The organism is Bacillus sp. NPDC077411, from assembly GCF_044543425.1.
Taxonomy (GTDB): Bacteria; Bacillota; Bacilli; order Bacillales; family Bacillaceae_G; genus Bacillus_A; species Bacillus_A bruguierae.
On the sequence record NZ_JBITWA010000003.1, the window covers coordinates 239,499 to 265,176 of the forward strand.

Below are 25,678 nucleotides of genomic sequence, written 5' to 3' on the forward strand. Positions count from 1 at the left end.
ACGGAAATGTTATAAAAAAGATTGACAGTACCCTCTGATTTCAGTATTGTATTCAGGTATGTGTTTAAATCAGGAGGGTATTATGGAAAAGCAAACTACACATCATGTGAAAATGACAACAGCAGATCCGTCTGCACTAGGTTTATTTGGACTTGCAATGGTTACACTTGTTGCGTCCTCACAAAAACTTGGCTTAACAAGTGGTGTTTCATTTGTATTGCCATGGGCGATCTTTTTAGGAGGTTTTGCTCAATTATTTGCTTGCATTAACGATGCAAAGCACAATAATACATTCGGTACAACAGCGTTTGGTGGATTTGCATTATTTTGGTTTGGTGTTGGTACTTCATGGCTAATTCAACTTGGCGTATTTGGTGAGAAATTAGCAGCAACTGTGGATCCAAAACAACTTGGAGTAGCATTTGTTGGTTACTTAATTTTTAGCTTGTTTATGACAATTGGCGCAATGGAAACACATAAAGTATTATTTACGATTTTTGTACTTATTGATTTCTTATTTATAGGCCTTTCATTTAGTACTTTAGGTGTTATGCCACATGCAATGCATAAATTAGCAGCAATTTCTGAACTGCTTATTTCACTGCTTTCATTCTACGGATCAGCAGCAGCCGTATTAAACATACATTTCGGAAAAGTTGTATTACCGGTTGGTAAGCCATTCGGTATCTTCAAAAAATAACAGCATAAATGAAACAGAAAAGAGCAGTTAAGTATCTGTAGGATACTTAACTGCTCTTTGTTTCGTGAGAAGCAACTGCAGATGTTCCGATAACTTCTGTAATTTTCGAAGCTTCTGCTGGGTGACCGTCAATTGTAACATCCACTTTTTGATTTTTATTAGTAGTTACAACCCAACAGTTTGGAAGATAACGAGATTTATGAGATAAAGTAGAAGGGGTATTTAATATATCTCCTAAGGCATACATAGTTGCAGAAGAACCGCCATCCATAGCCATCGCGTTTTCAGCACCCCTGTCATATAAAAGGTCCTGACAATCTTTTAAAGAAGCGCCAATACTGTGAGGTTGTCTACCATCTACGATAAGGAACATAATTGAGCCATCTGTTTTTTGAGCCATAATGCTTCGCGGGCCATATCCCCAGCCACCGTCATTCGTAAGCATTTTTTCACCATTTACGATAAGTTGGGGCATAAAACCAGCTGCAGAAACAACATTTTTATTCAGCAATTGTTGTGCAGAGTAGTCGCCTGTTATCATTTGTCCGTATTTTGTTAAACCGGTGATAATAGCTGGCGTATTATCATTTTCAGGTGTATGAATAATTTGTCCGTTTTCTATCACAATGCCTAGACCAACTTTACCGCCACCATGTCCTGTTTCATCTGAAAAGCCACTTGCATTTACCGCAGCAAGTGCATGATTCCGCTTCGCCATCACGTAAATTTTTTCACCAACATCATTACCTTGTGTACCTTGCTGTGTTACAAGTTTTACATTAAAAGGATTACTAATTGTCATGAGTTTGCCTTCAAAATAATGATCCTCATACTTTTTTTGAACGGTTTCAATTTTTACATGGAGCGGCGTATGTTTTTTTGCTTCTAATTGTTGTTTTGTAAATTCTTGAAGCCCATCGGATTGGCTGTTTTTCCATTTTGGATTATTAATTGAATTTGAAATATCATTCAACTCTTGTTGTGATAAAAAAGTGAATTTTGCTAAATCACGGTGTTGTGAAGTTAGGATACTTTCCGCAGCAATTACACGTAATTTATGTCCATACGGCGTACCAAACAAAACACCAGCACCAATTACAATGAAAATAAGCAATAAAATGGAAGATATTTTTATTGCATTTTTTAGATACTTTTTCATTCTGAAAACTCCTCTTAAATAATTCAGCTTTTAGTTTTTGTGGTGCAATCACTTCTTATTTAACTAGCGTAGATTCCTTTACAATATGATGATATAAACAATTTGACAAGAGAAAAATATGAAAGTGTATCGTTAAATCACAATGAAAACGGTCAGATTAATAATGACGGAAGAAATAAGTGAATCTCATTTAGAAAGACATAGACAAAATAGAGGGAAATAAAAAAACAGAGTTTGTGATTCGTTCACGTCATGAATTATATGAAGTAATGGGTGTTAAGGTACCCTTGACATAAATTTTAAAAATAAAAATTTGCATTTATGTTAATAAAGGTGTATAGTGAAGTTAAACCATTTTACTTTTAATACCATAGAGATTTAAATAAGCTGTAACTTCAGAGGGGATAGCAATGTTAAATCTTCTCCAGGTTACAGTTTTTTTATATCTGATGATTATTTGTAAAGTGGTTGAAAATGGACATGTACATTAGGGTACATATTTTAGGAGGATTTTTTCATGCAAAACGGTAAAGTAAAATGGTTTAACGCTGACAAAGGTTTCGGTTTCATCGAAGTTGAAGGTGGAGAAGACGTATTCGTTCACTTCTCAGCTATCCAAGGCGACGGCTTCAAAACTTTAGAAGAAGGTCAAGAAGTTACTTTCGAAGTTGAACAAGGTAACCGTGGACCACAAGCTACTAACGTAGTAAAAAAATAATTGAAGTGAAAGAGAAGGGACTCCCTTCTCTTTTTTAATACTCTAAATATGAGTGGGTGTTAATACATATTGGAAATAAGGGATATACTGTTAAGAAGAGATAAGGAAGAGGTATTGGGTATGTATGAACCAAAGTATTATATTGTATTTGATATTGAACGAAATTTTAGACCTTATCAATCGGATGCTCCAACGGAAATTGTTGATATCGGAGCTATCAAGATTGAAGCAAGTACAATGAGCATCATCGAGGTCTTTTCTTCATTAGTGAAACCAACGGCATCCCTATCTCGTCATACAACAAAGCTAACAGGAATTACAAAACAAGATGTAAAAGGTGCAGAAAAATTTCCGAAAGTAATTGAGCAATTTCGTAAGTTTCTTGGAGAGGATTATATGCTTGTAACGTGGGGGAAAGAGGATTATGGATTTTTAACAGAAGATTGTGCACGATATAATGTGAAATGTCCTAATCTTGAGAAAGAAAGAAGATTTGATTTACAGAGATTTGTATTTCATGCATATAAAGAATTATTTGTAAATCCACCCAGTTTGAAACTTGCAGTAGCACAATTGGCTTTAGAATGGGAAGGGAAACAACATCGCGCTTTCGACGATGCCAAGAACACGGCAAATATTTTTCTCACAGCAGCTAAGCAAAAGGACATTCGTAAACGGTATAAGAGAAATGTGGAGCTCATTCTTGTGAAAAATGGCGTTTTGACTGATAAGGGTAGAAAGAAAATGAAGAGATGGGTGTTTAAAGAGGTAAAGAGAAGTGGACATTGCCGCTTGACATGGAATACATTCATGAAGAGTAAGACATGGGAGAATGTATTAGAACAATATCATTTTGATAATCCAACCTTACTTCTGTTGCAAAATTATTTTAATACTGCTTTAAAGAAAGCTAAACAGCAACTTCAAATATTGGCAGCGATGAATAACCAGAAGTAACCCTCCATTAGAATGTGCTCCTTTTTGACCCTAAAAATAACCAGCAAATGATCAACTGTAAAATGCTCATCCATGCTATTAATAGTAAGGAATCCCCGTTTATCCCGCCTCAAGATGCAGAGAGAAACGTTGTCTAGTTCCAGTGGCTAGAATGTTCGGTGGCTGCGCTGCTTCCTACGAGGTAAAAAACACCTCTACGTCAGAAGCTCCATCCCCCTCACATTCTGAGCGAGCCACTTCCACATTTTCTTCGTTGTCTAGTTCCAGTGACTAGAATGTTCGGTGGCTGCGTTGCTTCCTACGAGGTAAAAAACACCTCTACGTCAGAAGCTCCATCCCCCTCACATTCTGAGCAAGCCGCTTCCGCTTTTCTAAAGAAGATAGGTGGAGGATCACTGATGGAAGTTTCATTTTATTGAACGCAGTAATTGAATAACCACCGAAAATGGTTCAGTAAATAAGTGAATGAAATAAAAACGAAGAAATCTTCCTATGAATATTTCAATACTAGAAAGAATAATTTTCTTCACTTAACGTTTGATAAAATAGTATTAATTTGTTTAATCATAAGCATGTATATATACAAGTAAAAAACGACATAAAACCTCTTTCTTTTTGGGGAGACGAGAGCATCTGGCCGTGCATAGAAGCGGTCAGGGCCTTTTCCTATCACATGCAGTTCGCCGCCTGTTAAAACAAAGAAATTCCACCACTCATCAACCACTACTCCTTTTTTAAATTAAATCAATTTATAAAAATATATATTAATTTAGGGTACATATGAGAGTGATGAATCATAGAATATGAGATAAAGCGATTACAAAATTACGAAATCCCGATTAAGGAGAAATGAAATGAAATCATACTTCAATAAAAGAAGAGTAAGTAGAAGAGATATAGAAAAATATAAGCTCATTGGGAGTGGGAAGGATGGGGAAGTATATCAATTAAGCCATGATAAGTGTGTGAAAATATTTTTTCTGGAAGAAACTCAAAAAAAAGAGTTGAAAGCTCTTGTAATTGGACAATCATCGTCGATTATTCCACGACTTTATGAATATGGGGAAAATTATATTGTTATGGAGTATATACATGGAATTTCACTTGCACGTCACTTGAAAAGAGAACAAAAAATTACAGAAGAATTAACTGGGAAAATATTAACAATGTTAAGTGAATTCGAAAATTTAGGATTTACCAGATGGGACACGGAAGTGAGACACATTTTAATAAATGAACAAGGTCAGCTAAAAGTCATTGACCATAAGAGAGCTTTTACTTCGAATAGTAAAGTACCTGGTAAGTTATTAAAGGGGTTTCAAAAATTTGGATTGGAAAAGGAATTTTTAAAAGATGTGAAGAAAATACAGCCTTCTGTTTACAATACATGGATGAAGCATCAATAAAAACGAAGTGTCTGGGACTTGATATTTTAATATTAAAACTATACCTGTATTTTTTATTACTTCGTTTCCGAAATTTGTGGACGATACCTGCTTGTATGTGCCTAATTAGCAAGTAACTTTCATCTGTGATAAAAAGTTTTCTTTGTCACAGAGGGGGAAATACACATATAAATATATAGCTGAACTATTGGTTATTAGTAATAAATAAAAACCAGTTTTCCGCTAATGACAGTTTCTTTTTGCAGCATCAATCATAAATTAGGTAGTACAAGGAGTGAAAATACTAATGAAAGAGTGTATTTTAGTCATTGGCGCACATCCCGACGATGAATTATTAGGATTAGGCGGGACTTTAAAAAGATTAGTAGAAGAAGGACATCAGGTAATTTCAATCATTACTGCTCTAGGAAGAAAAGAGGAAGCTCATCACATACAGCAGCTAGGCCGGTGTGCAAATAAGGCGATTGGTATTGAAGAAGTGATATTCCTCCAACATGCTAATTTAGAGTTGGAATTAATTCCATTACACAAATTAACGAAAGAAATAGAACAATTAATAAAAACCTATAAACCAAGCAAAATCTTCACTCATCATTATGGAGATCTCAATATCGATCACCATATTACTTTTCAAGCGGTTTTGACTGCGACTCGCCCTCTACCAAACCAACAACCAATAGAATTGATTACATTTGAAACCGTTTCCTCTAGTGAGTGGAATATCCACACGAATGATAAATCTTTCAAGCCTAATTATTTTGTTAACATTACCGATCAAATGGATTCGAAGATTGCGGCGCTTAAACATTATGATGTAGAAATGAGAGATTTTCCTCATCCTCGTTCATACGAAGGAATTCAATATTTAGGAAGAGTAAGGGGAATGACGATTGGCGTACCATATGCCGAAGCATTCGAAGTGATAAGGAGGATCTGGCAATGAAAAAGAGATTTGAGTTCCCATATCCCTATGTAATCAAAACAATGGATAAATATTTTGGAATTCAATCATTCTCATTACAAAAAAAGAAGAGTGCAGTGCAAGAACGTTATACACAGAAAAAGGTGTCTAAAAAGAAGAATCTTTCAATATTAATTGCTACATTTTGGGACTATCCTCATACTGGGGGATTATCTAATTATATTACGGCACTTAGTGAAGGATTAAGAAAACAGGGACATCACGTCGATATTATCTCTCCTAATCAATTTTCTAAAAGCCGAGTGGAAAAGATGCGTGAAGTAGTTGTTCCGCAATTAAAAAATTTTTTTAAAACGCGTTATGGAAGTTATAATAACACAATTGTCAAAAATCACAGAAATATGTATATATACGAAAGAATGCTACTTGAAAATATTAACTTTAAAAAATATGATATCTTTCATGCGCAAGATTTATTTACAGCTAATATATTAGGAAGAATTAACGAACGCTATGGAAAAAAAATGCTCTTTACACCTCATGGAATGTATACTTTTAATCGGTTAAAGTTTGGCATATTTAAAAAGGGTTCGCTGGAAGAATTCTATCATACGGCATTAGAAAGAAAGGCCATTGAATTTGCTGATCATCTTATTATTCTCAGTGATTCATTTCGCCGTCCATTAATACAGTTGGAGGCAAAACAAAAGAATATGACAACTGTGTTGACGGGTATTGATTATCCTGATAAGTATCGTACAGAAAATACATCATCAGCACATAAAAAAATTGTTATTACATGCGTGGCTAGATTAGGTCCAAGAAAAGGCCATAATATATTGCTTGATGCTCTGTCACAAATGGAAAGGAAATATACAGATAATGTAAAGTTGCTCATTGTCGGAGATGGTGAGATGAGACATACGTTAGAAGAGCAAGTTAATAATTTGAATCTTTCCATGGTAGAGTTTTTAGGAGAAAGAGATGACGTTCCGGACATTTTAAGTAAAACTGATATTTTTGTACTACCAACTTTAAATGATAGCCTACCTATTTCTATTATTGAGGCCATGCATAGCGGAATTTGTGTCATATCGACGCCATCGGGAGGTATACCTGAACTTGTTAATCACTCTAAGACAGGTATCCTTGTTGAGGCAGGAGATGCAAATAAACTGGCGCGGGCATTGAAATATGTCATTGGAAATCAACAGGCTAGGGAGCAGTTAGGTAAAAATGCAAGAAAGTTCGCTAAGAAGTATTTAACTAGAGAGACAATGATAGCAAATATCGAACAAATCTACAAAAAGTGTTTAGATGAGGAAGGATTCTATGAATCATGAACATGCAGCAGTTGTTCTGGATTTAAGTGCTAATGGAATTGGAATTATTAGAAGTTTGGCGAGAAAAGGAATCAGTGTTTATGCATTTGACGTAGAGAAACCTTATAAAATAGGAAAGTCACGCCTTGCTTCATGTGGAGTATGTCCAAGTCCTTTATCTGAAGAAAAAGAATTATTAACTTTTCTAGTCAACTTGGCTAAAGGATTTAAATTGAAACCTGTTTTGTATACAGGTGCGGATGATTATGTAGTATTTATTTCAAAATATCGAATGGAACTGTCTAACTACTATTTATTTTTGTTTCCTGAACATTCGTTGATTGAGGAAACATTAAATAAACATAAAATGTATGAACTGGCAACTAAGCATAATATTCCGTGTCCGAAAACGTATGAGATTGAGACGGAAGAACAATTGGAAGAAGCGATAGTAAGCTTTGATTTTCCGTGTATATTAAAGCCGGTTCTGGGTCATGAGTTTCGAAAAAAGATAAACCAAAAGGCAATTCTTATACAAAATCCAGACCAACTTAGAGATGAGTATAAATCGTATCAACAGCACGGAAAGCTTATTCTTCAAGAAATTATTCCTGGTGACAATCAATGTTTTTATAAAGTTGCTACATTTTATGACGATAACATGGAGCTACTAGCATTATTTTCTTTACAAAAGAATCATCAATTCCCAGCTGAATTTGGAACAGGAGCTCATATCGTTAGTAAAGAAGTTCCAGAATTAGTAGATATATGTTTACCCTTTTTTAAAAATATTAATCTTAAAGGTATTGCTATGGCAGAGTTTAAAAAGGATCCTCGTGATGGCGTTTATAAGTTTATTGAAATAAACCCTCGTTTTTGGTTAACTCACAGTCTGACAGGACCTGCCGGCATCGATTTTGTTTACATGTATTATTTATATTTAACGAAGCAAAATCCAGCGCCAAGACTTAAACAAATAGATGGTATCAAATGGATCTATCTTGTGCGGTATTATTTAACATTCCGCTATAAGAAAAAAAGAGCTGAAATGACGTTGAAAGATTTTTATGAAGGGTTGCGCGGTAAAAAAGAATATGCTTTGTTTGCATGGGATGATCCAATGCCGTTCATCAGAAGCACATGGTCTCATTTGAAAAACGCCTGGAAACGAAAGCGAAAGGAATGAACACATTGTACGAGGTAAAAACATTATCCCGTCATTTTGAAAAGTTAAAAATTGCAGAAAAACTCTCTTATTCAATGGATAAGAGAGTTGCAATTGATCCCGATAAAATAGAGTGTTTAAAATCAACAAGACGAAGTAGCATTTACAAAATATTTATTCAATCAAAAGCTGATTACTATCCTATTGTTTTAAAAATATATAATTCAGCAGATTACAAAAATGAAATAGAGATTAATATGTACGATAGAGCATATCCTATATTGAAAGAATTTCTTCCTGAAATATATCATATTGAACAAACTGGAAATGAGACATGGATATTTATGGAGTTTGTACGTCAAATACGCGGTCAGATTACCTTCTCCCCGAAACATTTTGATTACATTATTCCTGCTGTTGCTAAACTTCACGCACACACATTTGAAGACAATATTAAAAAGCATAAAGATGTTTGGAAATATTGGCTTCCTATTTATGAATCGAGCCGCATGAGGAGTGATCGAACTAGAAACATTGAAAAGACGATTGATTTTCTCGACGATGGAATGAAAGACGACCAGTTAAGGGGAATTATTAAACCTTATTATAAATCGCTAGTAAAACTATATAATAGGGGACCAGATTTTTTCCCGGAACTATTTAAAAATGGTTCATCGATAACGCATGGCGATCTTCATTTACAAAATATTTGCAGTAATAATGTAACGTTACATGCACCATGGAATATCCAGTTTATCGATTGGGAGTCAACTAAATATGCACCTGTCTGGTTTGATATGGTTGTTCTAGTTGAAATATTATTAGGTTTCAGAAAAGATTGGCAGAACAATGCAGAAGAAATTCGTACACATTGTGTGGAAGTATATGCAAAAGAAATGCAGAAGAATGGCATAAACTTTAAAACAAAGCCAATTGACCTTTATAAAATGGCGTATTTGCAGAGAACATTAGAAAAGGGATTGCATACCCAATTGCGAAGAATATTTGATAACCGCGGCGGTGAATTATTGCCGTATCATCTTGAAAAAATTTCTACTTGGGGAAGCGAATTAGGTTTATAGCATATACAACTTTCATCATTAATTGAGTTAGGAGGAGATGCTTCTGAATACAACAAGGGAAGAGCGAAATGAATGTAATTCCCCTTTCCATACGAGTCTACTAAAAATCATGGATGAATACTATCAAATAGATCATAAAAAGGATCATATAATCGAACCGTTTCAGACGTTTGGAATCAAAAAAGGTAGTATACTAAGTAACACAAATAAATTAAAAATTCTTTATGTAACATTTTTGAAATATCCTAATACAGGGGGATTATCAAACTATATTACTTCTTTAAAAACAGGCTTTGAAAAGTATGGTCATGACGTAGATGTCATCTCTCCTACTCAAATGACGGCAGTTCATTTAGAGCAAGACATTCCGAAGGCTGCAAAATGCGCAAGAGATTTTATGTTACAACGATATGGTATAGTGAATGAAAAAATTATAAAAAATACGAGTTTTTTGAATGTGTTTAAGTCTTTCTTAAGAGAAAAAAACCTAGAGCAATATGATGTGTTTCATGCACAAGATTTATTCTCTGTCTTTTTATTAGGACAACTAAACTTAGTATATAAGAAACCATTTTTTTTTACACCGCATGGGCATTTCACAAAGAGCCGAGTGAAATTTGATAAAATAAAAAAAGGATCAATTGAAGAGGCGTATTTCAGTGAAATTGAAAAACAGGGAATAAGAGCGGCTGATCAAATCATAACGATCAGTAATTCCTTTCATCCTCCTTTAAAAGATTACGGGGCAAAGACAGAACAATTGATTACTGTTCATACAGGTATACATTTTCAACAAGATTTTATGTCTAAACAGGAGTGTAATAATAATCTTGTAATTTCCTGTATTTCCCGCCTTTCTCCTAGAAAAGGTCATGATATTTTTCTAAAAGCACTCTCGCAAATTCAACAAGATTTATCTAATGTAGAGGTATGGATTGTTGGTGATGGTGTCATGAGAGAAAAGTTAGAAAATCAAGTCATACAGCTTGGTCTTGACAATATTAAATTTTTTGGCAGAAGAACAGATATACCAGAAATTCTTTCGTCTTCTGCAATCTATGTTTTACCTACCATTAACGATAACTTTCCAATTTCAGTTATTGAAGCTATGTTTTCTCGTCAAGCTATTATTACAACAAACTGCGGCGGTATACCAGAAATGATTCAAAACGGAAAAACAGGGATCATTTGTGAACCAGGCAATGTGCAACAGCTTGCCGATGCTCTTAAATTGCTTTTAACGAATAAGGATTTGCGTGAACAATTAGGAAGAGAAGCTCAGGTCTATTCACGACAACACTTAACTCAAGATGTAATGGTTTCAAAGATAGAAAGAATCTATTATTCTTTTATGAGCAATATTTAGAACCTGTATATATAAATCCATTTTAATTTTTGATATATAAGTTGCTGTTATGCAGAATACAACATGACCTTTTAACCGCGTATGTGGCAGAAAAAGGTCCTGACGGCTTCTATGCACGGCCAGATGCTCTCGTCCTCTCCTAAACAGAAAGGGGCTTTTATGTCGTTTTTTAATTTGTATATATAGAGAATGCATTTATAGGAGGAATAATGACTCAGTTTATAAAAGAGGGATTTCTCAAAAGTCGGGTTCACCGACTTTTGAGAAATGACCAATATATTTAATATATCCTTTTAAAAAAGGAATCCAAAACAGGATCAAATCTTCTTTAAGATGAGTAAAAAGAAAAAGGAAACCTTTATTTATAGATTTAAGAACATAGATTTTAGTCACAAAAACGTTTTAAATCATGTTTATGGTATCTATATATCTTCTTTTAAACCATGCCCATACTGTTGTTTCTTCTCAATACGCTCAATCACATCCTGAAGCTCATCCGGCTTCAAAAACTCAATCGGAGAGAAGCCTTTCTCAAACGTAAGTGTATCCGCTTCAATCATTAGGACATATTTGTCATTCACCTTCGCAATATGAATTTGGTCTCCAAAATCCGCAAGCAACGCTTTCACAGAAATATGGTCGGCCTTTAGTTTTAATTCTATCTCAGGGGTATGCTCCACAATTTGTGCCGTAGCTTCCATAACTTCTTCTGTTGTGAAATGTTCCATAATTTCACGCTTTGGACTCGCTGCCCATACTTCCATCGCTTGGTCAAATTGTTCACGTTCTTCTGTGCCTTCTTCAAAGACGTCTTCAATTTGGCCGTATACCATGTCCATAACTTGTGTTTTCATAATTTCTGGCATGGAACGCTCGTACTCGACGAATTTTAAGAAATCCTCGAAGTAGCGGGCGTGTGATGCTTGGTGGATTTTTAGTTCGCCTACTTCTACCATGCCTTCTTCTGGCATGTATGGGTATTGGATTGACTTCATGTTTTTCGTTGTGATTGCCATTTCAACATTTCGAATTAGCGTTGCTTCATCAGAAATAGAAGCAACCTTTGGCTCGAAGTCACATTTCAATACAAAGACGAACGGATCGTCGAAATATTTGCGAAGCTTTGCTTGGACAACGAGAAATACACCGCCGCGTACAGCGCTTGTATCAATATACGTATAGACGAGTGGTTCATTTGTATCTTTAAATGTTTCTTTCGTTTCTGCAAAACGAATGCGGTTGAAAAGGTTGTAGTTCGGGTTAGAATCGAATTCATGCCCAACTTCAACAATGAAGCGGCCAATTTTTGTTGGGACTTGTTCGCTTTTTGGGTGACGATCTACTTTTCGTTTCGAAATTTTTAATAATTCACCGTCTAGAAAGTCTTTTAATGGGCTGTCTTCGTATTCTTCAGCATCTAATGTTTGAAAATGTTTATAGCGTTTGTCTGCTTGTTCACCTTGTCCATCTACTTGTACGACGTAAAAGGAAAGAAAATTTATTTCAAAATCCATGATTATCACCTTGTTTCATTTCGTTAACTCTTTTCAGTATAGAGATGGAGAAAACATTCGTCAATTTAATAAAGTGAAACTTTAATCAGTGGGGGGGCTTCATCCCCCACTGATTATTAGCCCTCCCAATCGGGCGCATGCCAGCAGTTTATCTCCCACCGAACATTCTAGCCACTGGAGCTGGACAATGCTTTCGCTGAATTTTGAGGTGGGAGTATTACTGCCCACGAATAGCGGGATAAAGTAAAACTTCCGTCAATGAAGCCTCCATATGTGTAATTGTGAATGATTGACAGGGCGAACACATATGTATAGAATATCTCGTTTTTTTAGAATCATTATTCATTACATTTTTACGTAATATTGGTATAATAAAATATCGGTTGTATAAAAATTGTCTCATTGTATACTTTGGTATATAATGGATGGAAAAGGTTGGTTAAATTTTTAGCAGAGTTAAGAAATTTTTAAGGAAATATATGTAGACTTTTATGAAAGAAAAGAGTAATTTAAAATATGGAGAAATATTCTATATATATCCATTTAAATTTTTCAACATCTTTGTCTAGCTCTGCCTCCTAGGCCACCATGTCTAAGAACCTTCCATACAAGAAGGTGAAAACACCTTCTGTGTGAAAGAACCTTAGCCAACGGGCCTAAAACAGTCGGCTCCGCTTCTCTTTGTAAGTCGCTTCTATGCATGGCCAGATGCTCTCGCCCACCTAAAAAGAAAGAGGGCTTTTATGCCGATTTTTTAATTTGTATTTATAGAGTAATACATAAAATTTATATTAAGAAGTAATGTAATTATACATACATAGAATTGTTTGAAATGGAAAAAAAGATAGAGAATAGAAGGAGAGAGTAAATTGTTGCGTAAGTTTCGAAGTTTAGTATTAGGTACATTATGCTTAAGTGTAGTTAGCGGATGCAGCGGGAAAGTCAGCGAAGTTGCGTTAGTAAGCGGGGCGGGGGATCATGCTGTAGAAGCAAAAGCAGAGGTAAATAAAAGTATAAGTTTAGTAGATGGTAGAACTGGAAAAGAAGTGAAAAATATAGACTTAGCAAGTTTAGGTTATTTCGAAGATGAAAAGACATTTAAAAAAGAGGTTGCTAAGGTTGTTAGCGAGATTGCAAAGAGTGTAGATACAAAGATGGTTCCTTCTCGTATGAAGAGTGACGGTACATGGGTAGAAGGAAAGCCTTCTTACGAATTAATGGAAAAAGAGTTAATAGATAAGTTGATGAATGCCGGAATGTGGGATTCTTCTTATCAGTTGCCAATTGTAGAGAAAAAGCCTGTAGCAACACCAGAGAATGGAAAGAATAATGGAACAGTAATAGGGAGATTTGAAACGAATTTAGGGGGTTCTACTGGTGGTAGAATAGAAAATATCCGTTTGTCTTCAAACACTGTCAATGGGGTGGTATTAGGCAAGGGAGATAGATTTTCCTTTAACACTTTAGTAGGAGATACAACACCTGATAAAGGGTATCAGTTAGGGAAAGAGATTGTAGATGGTAAACTAGTTGATGGATACGGCGGAGGTGTATGCCAAACTTCTTCTACATTGTTTAACGCTGCAGATCAAGGTGGATTAAAAATGGTAGAGAGATCGACTCATTCCAAAGAAGTAGGGTATGTACCTAAAGGCAGAGATGCGACGATTGCATATCCGTATTTAGATTTAGTATTCGAGAACACAAGCGATAACCCAGTTAAGCTTGTCATGTTCATAGATGGTCAGAAATTAATCGCAGAGGTACATGCTGTATAGGTATTTTATTCTTTTTAGGAAACTTTTTAAAAAGATGTGAATTGAAATAAATAGCTGAATGATGATGAATAAAAAAGGTGCTTCTTGTGTAAGCGCCTTTTTTTATTCATATTTTAAAGCTTTTTGTATAAAGTGAAACTTTAATCAGTGGGGGGTTTTTCATCCCCACTGATTATTAGCCCTCACCAATCGGGCTTTTACGGGCAGTTTATCTCCCACCTAACTTCTCTGCTTTACCGAATTTTGAGGTGGGAGTATTACTGCCCACGAATAGCGGGATAAATGTATCGTTACTTCATGCGCTATAGTTCAATCCAATATCTTTTTATAACATTCCCATCTTCTTCGATATAGTTTGAATCAGGTATACCACCATTTTTGATATAGGTTTTACTAATGAAACGTTCATTTGTATGCTTTTTTTATAAATAATATTTATAATATTGACATAATTAAAATGTTATTTACATTCTCAAAATAGTTATAAAGAAGAGGTATAATGGAGTTTTTTGTCTTTTTAAGTTTTAGTAAAACATTATGTCCATGTATTATGAATGATAGATTTTGAAATATTCTCTTTTTCTACGAAATTATTGAGAAAATCTTTCATTTGTTAGGTTTGTATAAAATAGAAAGGTAAAATATTATCTCCTATAGAATTATTCGTACGTTCGAAATAATTTTAAAATTGGGGGAGTGATAGTTTTGTTGAAAAAAGTTGTCGCGGTTGCAACTGCAATTCCTTTGGTTTTTGGTATTATGTCCACTGCTTCGGCAGTAGAGGAAACACAAGTAAATGTACAGGCCGTTCCGCCTCAAGTGCAGGCAACCGAATATTTAAAAGCGAATGCTGTGCAGTATGCTTTGAAGTCGGATTTGTCAGACCTGCAATATGTTTCTACGACAGATACACAGGTGGCATCTTATGTTAGATTTCAACAAACAGTAAATGGAGCTCCTGTATTTTCTAGACAAGTAACAGTTACGCTGAATAAAGAAGGACAAGGTGTACTAGCAGTTTCAGATTACCTTCCTGTACAGAGTGTCAAACAAATTAAGCAAAAGCTGAGTGAAAAGGAAGCTGAAGGTAAATCGACTCAGTATATTGAGGCAGAAGATACAAGTTTATGGGCTCCGACTACACGTGAGTTTGGATATATAATCGAAGAAGGTGTGGCAATTCCAGTGTATCGAGTTGTCATCCATTCTCAAAAGCCGCTTGGTGCTTGGGAAACATTTATTGATGCGGAAAATGGAAAATTACTTAAGAAAAAAGATTTAAACCGAAAAGCAGAAGGACAAGGGAAAGTGTTTCTACCAAACCCTGTAGTAACAAATGGAGTTTTAGCTGGATTAGCAGATAATAATGATGCAGACTCGACTGCTTTGAATAATCAATTGAAAACAGTTACTTTAAAAGGGCTGAATGGATCAGGATATTTGGCTGGTGATTATGTAACAATTTCATCAAAAGTGAAAACATATTCCGCATCTCTTCAATATAATTACACACGTTCAAATGATAGATTTGAAGATGTTATGGCATATTATCATATTGATACTTTACAACGATATATACAACAACTAGGAATTAGTAATATTAACAACCGTTCTATTAAAGCAAATGTGAATACATCTACAGCAGATAATTCTTTTTATTCTCCGTCGACTAAGGCACTGACATTCGGCTCTGGCGGAGTTGATGATGCGGAAGATGCAGGGGTGATTGCTCATGAATATGGTCATTCTATTCAAGATAATCAAGTTCCTGGATTTGGGAATTCTTCGGAAGGCGGAGCAATGGGAGAAGGATTTGGAGATTTCTTAGGAGCTACTTATGAAGATGCTGTATCAGATACAGGTTATGGAAAAGCGTGTATTGGAGAATGGGATTCGACTTCTTATTCCAATACGAATCCAACTTGCCTTCGTAGATTAGATAACAACAAAGTGTACCCGAAAGATATTGTAAATGAAGTTCATGATGACGGCGAAATATGGTCGCAAGGTGAGTATGATATGGCGCAGGCTTTTGGACGAGATATTGCGACAAAAATTATTTTACAATCGCATTGGTCTCTTACTCCTAATGCTACGTTCCGTGACGGTGCGAGAGCAATTAAGCAAGCGGATGCCCTTCTTTATGGAGGAGTGCACGGTGCAGAAATTGATCGTATTTGGGCAGCGCGAGGCATTAGTACAAACTAGAAAGATAATAGTGAGAAAATACAAAATGTAAAGGGAATTGAGCTGAAAATCTAGAAGGTAAGAGGATATCGACATCTGTTGATATCCTTTTATATATGTTTGAATTAGAAAAAATATCGGGTAAATTTATTGACAACAAACATTAATGTAACTAAAATAGTTACATTAATGTTTGTTATTCTATATTCTTGTGAAGTGATGCAGGTGAAAAGGATATATGTAATTTGAAACATAATAAAATGAAGCTTCTAGTAATGGGAGTTTGCTTCATTCTGCACGCTGATGCGGGAGAAAAAGGGAGGTTATATGATTGCAAACAGAATTACAAATGAAAGTACAAGTTGCAAAAGATAAGCGAATCATTTTAGCTATCATTCTCGGAAGTTTATCTGCAATTGGGCCACTTTCTATTGATATGTATCTTCCGGCTTTTCCGGCTTTAACAGACGATTTGCATGCGACAAGTGCACTTACGCAGCTAAGTTTAACTGCATGTTTGTTAGGAATTGCGTTAGGTCAATTGTGGGTCGGTGCATGGAGTGATCGCCAAGGAAGGAAAAAACCAATTGTAATCGGCCTTGTTATTTATGCGGTTGCGTCATTATTATGTGCGCTAACACCGTCTGTATGGGTACTAATTGTATTACGTTTTATTCAAGGTGCAGCTGGTTCGGCGGGGATTGTACTTTCGCGTGCGATTGTGAGAGATTTATACACAGGATCAGAGCTTACGAAATTCTTTTCTACTTTAATGTTAGTAAACGGAGCTGCTCCAATCTTCGCACCTATTATTGGGGGACAAATTTTAAGCTTTGCTTCTTGGCACTGGGTATTCATTGTATTAGGTATATTAAGTGGACTTATGTTATTAAGTGTTATTTTTATCATGCCAGAAACATTGCACGAAGAAAAAAGAACCGCAGGTGGATGGGGAGAGAGCCTATCTCATTATAAACGCTTATTAAAAGATCGTGTATTTATGGGATATGCACTTTCGCAAGGATTTATTACAGCAGCGATGTTTGCGTATATTTCAGGGTCACCGTTTGTGATTCAAAATATTTTTGGTGCTTCGCCGCAATTATATAGTTTATTTTTTGCGATTAACGGTTTTGGTATCATTATTGCATCGCAAGTTACAGGGCGTTTGGCAGGAAGAATGAATGAACGTACTCTATTAGTAACGGGACTTCTTTTAGCATTGTTTGGAGGCATAACTCTTCTTCTTCTTATTTTATTGGCACCTTCTTTAATAGGGGTGTTAATCTGCTTCTTTATGATTGTTTCTAGCGTCGGGATTGTTGGGACGACTGGATTTACGTTAGCGATGGAAAATCAGCAAAAAGCAGCAGGAAGTGCTGCAGCTTTATTAGGGCTGTTACCTTTTATCTCTGGCGCTGTAGTAGCACCTTTGGTTGGGATTCAAGGAGAGCATACAGCTGTACCGATGGGAATAACAATTGTTTGTTGTCATATTGGTGCAATGCTTAGCTTCATTATTTTAACGAGACGGAAAAGTATTGAAAAACTTTAATACAATAATGAGATAAAAAGAATAAATTTTGTACATGTTAAAGAGCAATTATATTAAAGTGGAAACGCCATCATGAAAGGATGAATCAACATAGTGAATATGTTGGTTCATTTTTATTTAAATAATATTTTAAAAATTTAGATTATTAAGTATAATATAAAGCAAAACTTTTTAAATCCAACAGTGAGGCGGTCAAAGATATGAAACATGTAAAAGAAATGATCAAAATTGAAGATATTCTCGTTGCGTATAATACGTTAAAAGATGTAATTCGAAATACATCTTTAGAGCGCGATTCAATTTTATCTGAGAAATATCAATGTAACGTATATTTAAAACGAGAGGACTTACAAGTTGTTCGTTCTTTTAAAATACGAGGCGCCTATAACTGTATTAGTAGTTTACCGATGGAAGATTTGGAAAAAGGAATTGTCTGCGCTAGCGCTGGTAATCATGCACAAGGCGTAGCTTATACATGTCATAAATTACAGATTCCAGCTAAGATTTTTATGCCAAATACAACACCAAGTCAAAAAGTATCACAAGTACGCTTTTTTGGAGGGGATTGCGTAGAGGTAATGTTGCAAGGAGATACATTTGACAGCTCTTATGAGCAAGCTGTGAAATATTGTGAAGAATATGGGTTAACATTTATTCATCCATTTGATGATCCCCATGTCATTGCGGGACAAGGGACGATTGGTGTAGAAATTTTACATGATACGGATTGTATGATTGATTACATGTTTATGGGAATTGGCGGAGGAGGCTTAGTTGCAGGAGTTGGAACATACATAAAAGGGATTAGTCCTTTAACGAAAATTGTTGGGGTGGAACCAGCAGGTGCTGCTTCGATGAAAGAGGCGTTTGCACGAGGAGAGGTTGTCACGCTTCCACATATTGACTCGTTTGTGGACGGAACAGCAGTTAAACAAGTTGGTTATCTTACATATGAAATTTGTAAACGCGTACTAGATGATATTATTGCTGTGCCAGAGGGAAAAGTGTGCACAACACTACTTGAACTTTATAATAAAAATGCGATTGTTGCAGAGCCATCTGGTGCATTGCCGATTGCAGCGCTTGATTTGTACCGAGATAAAATTCGCGGAAAGACAGTTGTTTGTATTGTAAGTGGTGGCAATAACGACATTGATCGGATGCAAGAAACAAAGGAAAGATCATTAATTTATGAGGGGCTGAAGCATTATTTTATTATTAATTTTCCACAGCGACCACGTGCCCTGCGTGAGTTTTTAGATAACGTGCTCGGACCTCATGATGATATTACTCGTTTTGAGTATACGAAGAAGAATAATAAAGATAATGGTCCAGCACTAGTTGGAATTGAATTGCAGAAAATAGAAGATTATGAGCCTCTTATTAGAAGAATGGAAGAAGAAGGAATACGCTATATGGAAATCAATCACAATCCGACATTATTTAATCTATTGATTTAAAAGGGGTATTGAAAATGAATTTAGAAAAAAGGAAATCAGCTGAAGAAGAACTAGTAGAATTAAAGGAGCTTGTGAAAGAGTTACATGGTTCTATCCACCAACTGCAAGCAGAAGTGCAGCAACTGCGGCATGAAAGACCAGTTGTACAAATGAAAAAGGGAATTGAATGGACACCAACAATGGTTGGCAAAGTTGGCGGTATCATTTTAGGTGGTCTTGCAATTATCGGTATTTTTTGGTGAAAAAGAAAGGTTTGCAGCTCATGCCGCAAACCTTTTTACATTAAATAACGTAAATAAATATATGCATGTGATAAAAGTAGTGCAACAATTGTTAATGGTAATCCAATTTTTAAGAAATCCATGTACGAAAAACCGCATCCTTCACGTTTGGCAATACCTGCTACAACGACGTTGGCAGAAGCACCAATTAGCGTACCGTTTCCTCCTAAGCAAGCTCCAAGTGATAATGCCCACCATAATACTTCAATTTGCGGAGAATCTGCCCCAAGTCCAAGTCCGCTTGCTAAGTTTTGAATAAGCGGAATCATCGTTGCGACAAACGGAATGTTATCAATTGTGGCAGAAGCTGCCCCCGATACCCATAAAATTAAGATAGATGCATAGCCGATATCTCCATTTGTTATGTCTAATACTTTTTTAGCAAGTGAGGAAATAAGCCCGATATCAACAAGCGCACCAACGAGAACGAATAAACCTGCAAAGAAGAAAATCGTTACCCATTCAATATGCGCAAATACATTTTCTATTTCATGCTCTTTTACACCAATTAACATTAAAAGAACAGCGCCAAGTAGAGCGATAACGGCAGCATCAACATGAATAATAGAATGAAAAATGAATCCAAGTATTGTTAGTCCTAAAATGGATAAAGACTTAACGAGTAAGCTGCGATCGCGAATATAATCAGTTTCATTTAAAGACATCAGTTTTTGAATTTGTTCGTCTGTTGTTTTTAATTTGTTACGATACATGATATATATAATAAGTAATGTAACGGCAGAAATTATAGCAACGATCGGTGCTAAGTTCAGCAAAAATGCATTAAAATCAAGATGCTTATTTGCAGATCCAATCATAATGTTTGGAGGATCGCCAATAAGCGTTGCTGTTCCGCCGAGATTAGAAAATAATACTTCTGAAATTAAAAACGGAACAGGAGGTACCTTCAAAATACGTGTAATTGATAATGTAACAGGTACAACTAATAAAACCGTCGTTACATTGTCTAAAAAGGCAGAACCAACTGCGGTTAAGAGGGATAGAAGCAGTAAAATTCGAATTGGCTTTCCGCCGGCTGCTTTTGCAGCTTTAATTGCCACATATTCAAAGATACCAGATTGACTTGTAATATGTACGAGAATCATCATTCCTATTAACAGAGTGATCGTTTCCCATTGAATATGTGTAGTAAAGGCAGTATGTAAGTCTACAATTCCCATAATCACCATAATGGCAGCGCCAAGTAAAGCAATAACAGCACGATTAATTTTTTCAGAGATAATAAATCCGTATGTAATTAAAAATACAGCAATGGCAAAATAATATTGCCAGTTTGCAACTTCATGTGCTGAATGATTCAATGTGTTCACCTTCTTTTTAAGTATCCTATACATAGTTGTGTATAAAAACGTCGAAATGTAGCCCTCTGCATAAATTTTACCCCGCATTAACGGGCAGTAATACTCCCACCTCAAAATTCAGCGAAAGCAAAGAAGATAGGTGGGAGATAAACTGCCCGTAAAAGCCCGATTGGTTCAACTACTAATCAGTGGGGGATGAAGAAACCCCCCACTGATTAAAGTTTCACTTTATTGTAGCAAATTCGCATACAGAAAGAAATGAAAATACTGCCTAAAAAAGACAAGTAATTTCACATACCGTATTAAATATAAAAAATGAAAAGCAAAAAAGTATGCAAAGTAATCATTGTCCTCTATTATAAGAGATAGCAATTTACATTATTTTTTCGTAAACTGGTTAAAAGAGGTGAAATCCGATGGAAATAATTACAGATACTTCTGTCGTACAAAACGAAATTGAACGTTTTCTAAATCACGATGTATATCTTCATTTAGAGACGACAAACGGTGCATATGCTTCACATGTAAATGAAAAAGCAATGACAGTTGGGGCGTTCATCCGTAACGCAGTGATTCGTTTTGAACGCGGTAAGATTACAGGTACGAATCCATATCGCATAGGTTTAAAAATGGAGCACGGCTGGGTATATGCAGAAGGTGTGACACATTGGGAAAAAGATGAGAAAAATCGTCTTTTATTAGCAGGTCATGATGAAAAAGGGCGTTTAGCAGTTGCGCTGCAATTAAGTTTAACGCCATTTGCATAAGGAGTGGAGATTATGGAAAGACATGTACTTGTAGTATTTCCGCACCCAGATGATGAATCGTTTGCGGCGGGAGGAACAATTCGTCAATATCGAAATAATGGAGTTCCTGTTACGTATGCTTGTGGAACACTTGGGCAAATGGGACGTAACATGGGGAAAAACGTATTTGCGAATCGCGAAACGATTCCGAGCATTCGAAAACGGGAATTAGAAGAAGCTTGCCAAGCGATGGGAATTGAAGATTTACGCTTACTTGGCTTCCATGATAAAACATTAGAGTTTGAAGACGTTGATTTTGTAGCAGATAAAATTGAAGAAGTGATTCGTGATGTGAATCCTTCCTTAATCATCACATTCTACCCAGAGCACGGTGTACATCCAGATCACAATGCATTTGGACGCGCAGCTGTTCGTGCAGTAGAACGTATGCCAAAAGAAGAACGTCCAGTTATTCATGCGGTAGCTATCACGAAAAATCGTGAGGAAGTACTAGGAAAGCCAGATGTAGTCAACGATATAAGCGATGTATTACCACAAAAATTAGCGGCGCTTCGTGCACATCGTTCGCAAACAGAAGCGATGTTAGAAGAAATGGAAGCAAAGCTGAAAAAGCAGGACCCAGCGACGACAAAACGGTTGCAAATTGAGCAATTTTGGACGTATAAATGAAAATCATAAGCTAGAACCAGCAAACCTTCTAGCTTATGAAACATAACGAGATGCTGAAAATGATGGCATCTCGTTTCTTTTTTACATAGGCACATCTAGCTAATTCCTTTCATACAATACAAACGAATTGTAGAAAGAGGGGGATAATAATGGATTATTCAAAAGAAGATGTGTACGGAGAGTTTCGAAATGGTTATCAGTTAAGCGGAGAAGTAATTTCTAGTGTGGATCCATATGTTGTGCAAACGTTACAAATGATTGTTGGGAAAAATGTTGTTGTCGATACAATGCGCGGCAGCTTGCAGGGCATGTTAAGGGCCGTTAAACCAGACCATATTGTGATTGAAGAAGAAGATACACCGTTCTTTATTCGAATGCAACAAATTGTTTGGATTACGCCAGAAGGATAATGGGGATGAAATAATCTTTATCTTTTATACATTTGTAATGATGGTAATAACCAGGAAGTTGATTGTGATGTATTGTAGGTTTATAAAAAAGTTTGATAAGAATCACCTCGTGAGATATCGCTATCTTAAGAGGTGATTTTTTGTGTAAGAGAAAAAGAGTAAATTCTATAGAAAAGAAGATGAAGATTATAGAATCTTTAGGCTTTCATAGTGTTGTAAAGAGCGAATGTAACTTCTGCTTCACAAGCGATTTCTCCATCTACTGTAGCAACAGCATTTGCTTTTGCGATTAAGCCACGAACTCTTGTTATTTTTACTTCTAAACGTAATTGATCTCCAGGGTGAACTTGTTTCTTGAAACGACAACGATCAATACCAGCAAACAACCCAATCTTTCCTCGATTTTCATCTTTCATTAACATAATAACAGCACTTACTTGTGCCAACGCTTCTACAATTAGAACACCCGGCATTACTGGATAATCTGAAAAGTGACCATTAAAAAATTCTTCATTAGCAGTAACATTTTTAATTCCAACTGCGCGTTTTCCTTCCTCTATTTCAAGAATGCGATCAACTAATAGAAACGGGTAACGATGTGGAATGATTTCTTTAATTTGTTGAGTATTGAACATAAATCCCTCTCCTTTATGCTTTCACAAGTGTCATTTAATTACCATTATTTTCATCTTGAATAATTGATATATATATTAGAGCCTGATACTAATATCAGATCATAATACTAAGTATAATAATAGTGAAGGGGGACAAACAAATGAGGTCAAAAGCAAGAATTACAGCTATTGGTACCTGTGTACCTGAAAAGAAATTAACAAATTTTTTACTTTGTATAAAGCATAGTCACAAGGTTTCTGTCATAGAGCGCAATGAAGAAGATCAAAAAAAGACAATAGTCCGAATATCGACAAGTTAGTAGGATAACCAGAACAGAAATCGAAAACAAATAAATGTAATCACTTATTTACAAAAAGTAATTTTAGGATTACAATAAATGTAAGCAAGTGATTACATTGGAGGTTTTTATTTTTGATCAAAAATCGAATTAAGATTTTAAGAGCAGAAAGAAATTGGACACAGGAAACCTTGGCAGAAAAAGTTGGTATTTCAAGACAAGCTGTAATATCAATAGAAAAATATAAATACACGCCTTCTCTTGAACTTGCATTTAAAATAGCAAAATCATTTGATGTAAGTATAGTAGATGTATTTTTATTTGAGGAGGAAGAACAATGACTATTAATTTTTTTGGTTTAGCTGTAGTGATTATTTTAGGATTTTTCATATGGAAAAACGATCGTACAAGAAGAGAAATGCAAACATCTTACAAAAATGACGAAAGGTGGAAATTGATTTTAATTAAAGTGAATAATGTTACTCTCAAATTCTATAAATTACTTTCGTTGTTAGTTTTGTTAGGCTTTTTTCTTGGAACAGTGGTTGACTTAAACATTAAAGTTACATTATCCAATATTTTTCTTATTATAGCTTTGTTTATAATGTCACGGAATATAGTAGAGTATTTTGCTGTAAAATATTACGACAAAAGAATATAGTTTATTGTGGAGTAAGAAGGAATGAACAAACAAAAAAATTATAAAAGGGGTAACTCATATTGGTTATGTTACTTCGCTGTACCCAGATAAGTTATGGATTAATATTTAAACAAAGGATAAACATTTAAAAAGAGTAAATGCAAGGAAAAGTATTTTAAAGTGGAGATTTAGAGGGTTGTATTTTCTTTAAATGCCCACATATGAATACTTTTGAATATGCTTTAAATAGGAGGGATTGTTTTTGAAAAGAGTGAATGTAGTTTCAGCTTTAATTTATGATAATAATGAAAATATATTAATCGTTAAAAACATAAAGGGTAATTCTTTTTATTGGGGTCTTCCTGGAGGGGCAGTTGAGGGAAATGAGACTTTAGAACAAGCTGTAATTCGCGAAGTAAAAGAGGAAACAGGATTCAATATTGCTGTGGATAGATTACATTCTGTTAGGGAAATGCTCTTTGAAGAACGAGGTCATCATGCTTTAATCATTACTTTTTATGCAAAGATTATTGATGGTGAAATAAACATTAATGATCCAGATCATGATATTGTTGAAGTTAGATGGGCAAATAGTGAAACCATAAAGGAATTCATGCCGTCTTTATTTGAGATGTTAAAAATGAATTGTGATAAGGATAACATACAGGCTTTTTATGCATTTGAAGGTATCCGATAAAATCAAGAAAAGGTTTTATTATTGATAACAGATTAGGTAGGATACATAGTGAAAATTAGCATTTATGTATACGCTTGTCGTAAGTGTGAAGTAGATGAGATATCCACGCCGATTGTAACAGCCAATATGCCAGTTCCTGTCTTTCCTAAAAGTATCGCTTCCCCGTCGATTATGGCGTATATTATGACACAAAAATATATTGTATATTTTAGAATTACTTTACGTTTACTTTTAAATCCACATCCATCAACTTAAGAATTTTATAACACACCCAAAACGAAAAAATGTACATCTCCAGATGAAAATGTACGTTTTTTTGTTTTGGGATACTTGCTTTTCTTATCTTGATAGTGATGTGGTGAGACCTTTTAGTTGTAATCATCATTTTGATAATCGTTATCTAAGCTGAGCACTCTTCCACGCGGACGATATTCTATGTGAAAGGTATTATGCTATTACTTGTACTGAGGCTCTTCTTGTTCAATTTGCTGAAGACGAGGATTTAAAGATTCAATAATTTCTTGAGTTTGTTGTGCTGCACCTTTATATAATTGTTTTGCTTGCTGGTTATCAGTATCAAGAACAAATCCTTCTAGGCATGCTTGAGCACTCTTTAATCCAGCGATAGTTTGTTTAAGTTTAGTGCTTACTGTCATGTAGTATTTCCTCCTTGTAAATGTACTTCAAA

At 35.3% G+C, this 25,678-nt stretch carries 27 protein-coding genes; 21 read left to right on the top strand and 6 right to left on the bottom strand.

The genetic code is table 11. The features are described 5' to 3' along the window. The first annotated feature begins 82 nt into the window (after window positions 1–82). On the top strand, window positions 83–700 hold the full coding sequence (locus tag ACIGHG_RS06800; protein WP_020062103.1) for an acetate uptake transporter: 618 nt from the start codon (window positions 83–85) through the stop codon (window positions 698–700). Between the two features lie 46 nt (window positions 701–746). On the opposite strand, the gene ACIGHG_RS06805 is transcribed toward ACIGHG_RS06800, so the two are convergent. After that, on the bottom strand, window positions 747–1,859 hold the full coding sequence (locus tag ACIGHG_RS06805) for a phosphodiester glycosidase family protein (protein ID WP_396547706.1): 1,113 nt from the start codon (window positions 1,857–1,859) through the stop codon (window positions 747–749). A 517-nt stretch (window positions 1,860–2,376) separates the two neighbouring features. Here ACIGHG_RS06805 and cspD point away from each other — a divergent pair. After that, entirely contained in the window at window positions 2,377–2,577 is a 201-nt protein-coding gene (cspD, locus tag ACIGHG_RS06810; RefSeq protein ID WP_020062101.1) for a cold-shock protein CspD, read from the top strand. 120 nt (window positions 2,578–2,697) lie between these two features. Further along, the gene (locus ACIGHG_RS06815; RefSeq protein ID WP_336472556.1) at window positions 2,698–3,534 is read left to right on the top strand and encodes an exonuclease; all 837 of its coding nucleotides are present in this window, start codon (window positions 2,698–2,700) and stop codon (window positions 3,532–3,534) included. Between the two features lie 407 nt (window positions 3,535–3,941). Here the strand turns inward: ACIGHG_RS06815 and ACIGHG_RS06820 are convergent, their stop codons facing one another. Then, complete coding sequence (locus tag ACIGHG_RS06820) at window positions 3,942–4,064, bottom strand: DUF1361 domain-containing protein (protein ID WP_396547708.1); 123 nt, start codon at window positions 4,062–4,064, stop codon at window positions 3,942–3,944. A 324-nt stretch (window positions 4,065–4,388) separates the two neighbouring features. Between ACIGHG_RS06820 and ACIGHG_RS06825 the strand changes: the two genes are divergently transcribed. The 6 genes from ACIGHG_RS06825 (at window position 4,389) to ACIGHG_RS06850 (ending at window position 10,797) form a co-directional block, all read left to right on the top strand. Beyond that, a complete protein-coding gene (locus tag ACIGHG_RS06825) occupies window positions 4,389–4,940 on the top strand; it encodes an AarF/UbiB family protein (RefSeq protein WP_336472557.1) in 552 nt (183 codons plus the stop codon). A gap of 286 nt (window positions 4,941–5,226) precedes the next feature. Further along, a complete protein-coding gene (locus ACIGHG_RS06830; RefSeq protein ID WP_336472558.1) occupies window positions 5,227–5,883 on the top strand; it encodes a PIG-L deacetylase family protein in 657 nt (218 codons plus the stop codon). Beyond that, entirely contained in the window at window positions 5,880–7,205 is a 1,326-nt protein-coding gene (locus ACIGHG_RS06835; RefSeq protein WP_336472559.1) for a glycosyltransferase family 4 protein, read from the top strand. Before ACIGHG_RS06830 ends, ACIGHG_RS06835 begins: the two co-directional genes overlap by 4 nt. Further along, a complete protein-coding gene (locus ACIGHG_RS06840) occupies window positions 7,195–8,370 on the top strand; it encodes a carboxylate--amine ligase (protein WP_336472560.1) in 1,176 nt (391 codons plus the stop codon). The genes ACIGHG_RS06835 and ACIGHG_RS06840 overlap by 11 nt, the downstream gene beginning before the upstream one ends. Window positions 8,371–8,375: 5 nt before the next feature. Beyond that, on the top strand, window positions 8,376–9,431 hold the full coding sequence (locus ACIGHG_RS06845; RefSeq protein ID WP_396547780.1) for a phosphotransferase: 1,056 nt from the start codon (window positions 8,376–8,378) through the stop codon (window positions 9,429–9,431). A gap of 37 nt (window positions 9,432–9,468) precedes the next feature. Further along, window positions 9,469–10,797 (top strand): glycosyltransferase family 4 protein, encoded by a 1,329-nt coding sequence (locus ACIGHG_RS06850; protein ID WP_396547711.1) that lies wholly within the window; start codon window positions 9,469–9,471, stop codon window positions 10,795–10,797. Between the two features lie 422 nt (window positions 10,798–11,219). Here ACIGHG_RS06850 and ACIGHG_RS06855 read toward each other — a convergent pair whose 3' ends face one another. After that, entirely contained in the window at window positions 11,220–12,311 is a 1,092-nt protein-coding gene (locus ACIGHG_RS06855; RefSeq protein WP_396547713.1) for a DUF3900 domain-containing protein, read from the bottom strand. A gap of 869 nt (window positions 12,312–13,180) precedes the next feature. Between ACIGHG_RS06855 and ACIGHG_RS06860 the strand changes: the two genes are divergently transcribed. The 5 genes from ACIGHG_RS06860 (at window position 13,181) to ACIGHG_RS06880 (ending at window position 19,533) form a co-directional block, all read left to right on the top strand. Beyond that, window positions 13,181–14,089 carry a VanW family protein gene (locus tag ACIGHG_RS06860; protein ID WP_336472565.1) on the top strand — a complete coding sequence of 303 codons (909 nt, stop codon included), beginning with the start codon at window positions 13,181–13,183 and terminating at the stop codon, window positions 14,087–14,089. 759 nt (window positions 14,090–14,848) lie between these two features. Further along, complete coding sequence (locus tag ACIGHG_RS06865) at window positions 14,849–16,297, top strand: M36 family metallopeptidase (RefSeq protein ID WP_396547782.1); 1,449 nt, start codon at window positions 14,849–14,851, stop codon at window positions 16,295–16,297. Window positions 16,298–16,625: 328 nt separating this feature from the next. Continuing rightward, window positions 16,626–17,831, top strand: coding sequence for a multidrug effflux MFS transporter (locus ACIGHG_RS06870; protein WP_396547784.1), 1,206 nt, complete (start codon window positions 16,626–16,628; stop codon window positions 17,829–17,831). Window positions 17,832–18,031: 200 nt separating this feature from the next. Continuing rightward, window positions 18,032–19,291 (top strand): threonine ammonia-lyase IlvA, encoded by a 1,260-nt coding sequence (gene ilvA, locus ACIGHG_RS06875; RefSeq protein WP_396547715.1) that lies wholly within the window; start codon window positions 18,032–18,034, stop codon window positions 19,289–19,291. 14 nt (window positions 19,292–19,305) lie between these two features. Then, window positions 19,306–19,533, top strand: coding sequence for a hypothetical protein (locus tag ACIGHG_RS06880; RefSeq protein WP_336472567.1), 228 nt, complete (start codon window positions 19,306–19,308; stop codon window positions 19,531–19,533). A 35-nt stretch (window positions 19,534–19,568) separates the two neighbouring features. Here ACIGHG_RS06880 and ACIGHG_RS06885 read toward each other — a convergent pair whose 3' ends face one another. Further along, window positions 19,569–20,894 (bottom strand): ArsB/NhaD family transporter, encoded by a 1,326-nt coding sequence (locus ACIGHG_RS06885; protein WP_090913555.1) that lies wholly within the window; start codon window positions 20,892–20,894, stop codon window positions 19,569–19,571. A gap of 416 nt (window positions 20,895–21,310) precedes the next feature. Between ACIGHG_RS06885 and ACIGHG_RS06890 the strand changes: the two genes are divergently transcribed. The 3 genes from ACIGHG_RS06890 (at window position 21,311) to ACIGHG_RS06900 (ending at window position 22,740) form a co-directional block, all read left to right on the top strand. Next, complete coding sequence (locus ACIGHG_RS06890) at window positions 21,311–21,661, top strand: YojF family protein (RefSeq protein ID WP_090913557.1); 351 nt, start codon at window positions 21,311–21,313, stop codon at window positions 21,659–21,661. A gap of 12 nt (window positions 21,662–21,673) precedes the next feature. Beyond that, the gene (gene bshB2, locus ACIGHG_RS06895) at window positions 21,674–22,330 is read left to right on the top strand and encodes a bacillithiol biosynthesis deacetylase BshB2 (protein ID WP_336472568.1); all 657 of its coding nucleotides are present in this window, start codon (window positions 21,674–21,676) and stop codon (window positions 22,328–22,330) included. Between the two features lie 149 nt (window positions 22,331–22,479). Next, window positions 22,480–22,740, top strand: a complete 261-nt coding sequence (locus ACIGHG_RS06900) for a YuzF family protein (RefSeq protein ID WP_090913561.1) — start codon at window positions 22,480–22,482, stop codon at window positions 22,738–22,740. 197 nt (window positions 22,741–22,937) lie between these two features. Here ACIGHG_RS06900 and fabZ read toward each other — a convergent pair whose 3' ends face one another. Further along, window positions 22,938–23,375 (bottom strand): 3-hydroxyacyl-ACP dehydratase FabZ, encoded by a 438-nt coding sequence (fabZ, locus tag ACIGHG_RS06905; RefSeq protein WP_336472569.1) that lies wholly within the window; start codon window positions 23,373–23,375, stop codon window positions 22,938–22,940. A gap of 412 nt (window positions 23,376–23,787) precedes the next feature. Here fabZ and ACIGHG_RS06910 point away from each other — a divergent pair, with 412 nt between their 5' ends. The 4 genes from ACIGHG_RS06910 (at window position 23,788) to ACIGHG_RS06925 (ending at window position 25,245) form a co-directional block, all read left to right on the top strand. Beyond that, window positions 23,788–23,994: a helix-turn-helix transcriptional regulator gene (locus tag ACIGHG_RS06910; protein ID WP_090913563.1), complete on the top strand. Its 207-nt coding sequence runs from the start codon at window positions 23,788–23,790 to the stop codon at window positions 23,992–23,994. Next, window positions 23,991–24,314, top strand: coding sequence for a hypothetical protein (locus tag ACIGHG_RS06915; protein ID WP_336472570.1), 324 nt, complete (start codon window positions 23,991–23,993; stop codon window positions 24,312–24,314). Before ACIGHG_RS06910 ends, ACIGHG_RS06915 begins: the two co-directional genes overlap by 4 nt. Before the next feature lie 250 nt (window positions 24,315–24,564). Further along, entirely contained in the window at window positions 24,565–24,990 is a 426-nt protein-coding gene (locus ACIGHG_RS06920; RefSeq protein ID WP_336472598.1) for an NUDIX hydrolase, read from the top strand. A 48-nt stretch (window positions 24,991–25,038) separates the two neighbouring features. Then, window positions 25,039–25,245, top strand: coding sequence for a hypothetical protein (locus tag ACIGHG_RS06925; RefSeq protein WP_336472571.1), 207 nt, complete (start codon window positions 25,039–25,041; stop codon window positions 25,243–25,245). Between the two features lie 200 nt (window positions 25,246–25,445). On the opposite strand, the gene ACIGHG_RS06930 is transcribed toward ACIGHG_RS06925, so the two are convergent. Beyond that, window positions 25,446–25,646 (bottom strand): DUF1657 domain-containing protein, encoded by a 201-nt coding sequence (locus tag ACIGHG_RS06930; protein ID WP_003198197.1) that lies wholly within the window; start codon window positions 25,644–25,646, stop codon window positions 25,446–25,448. Between the last annotated feature and the right edge of the window lie 32 nt (window positions 25,647–25,678).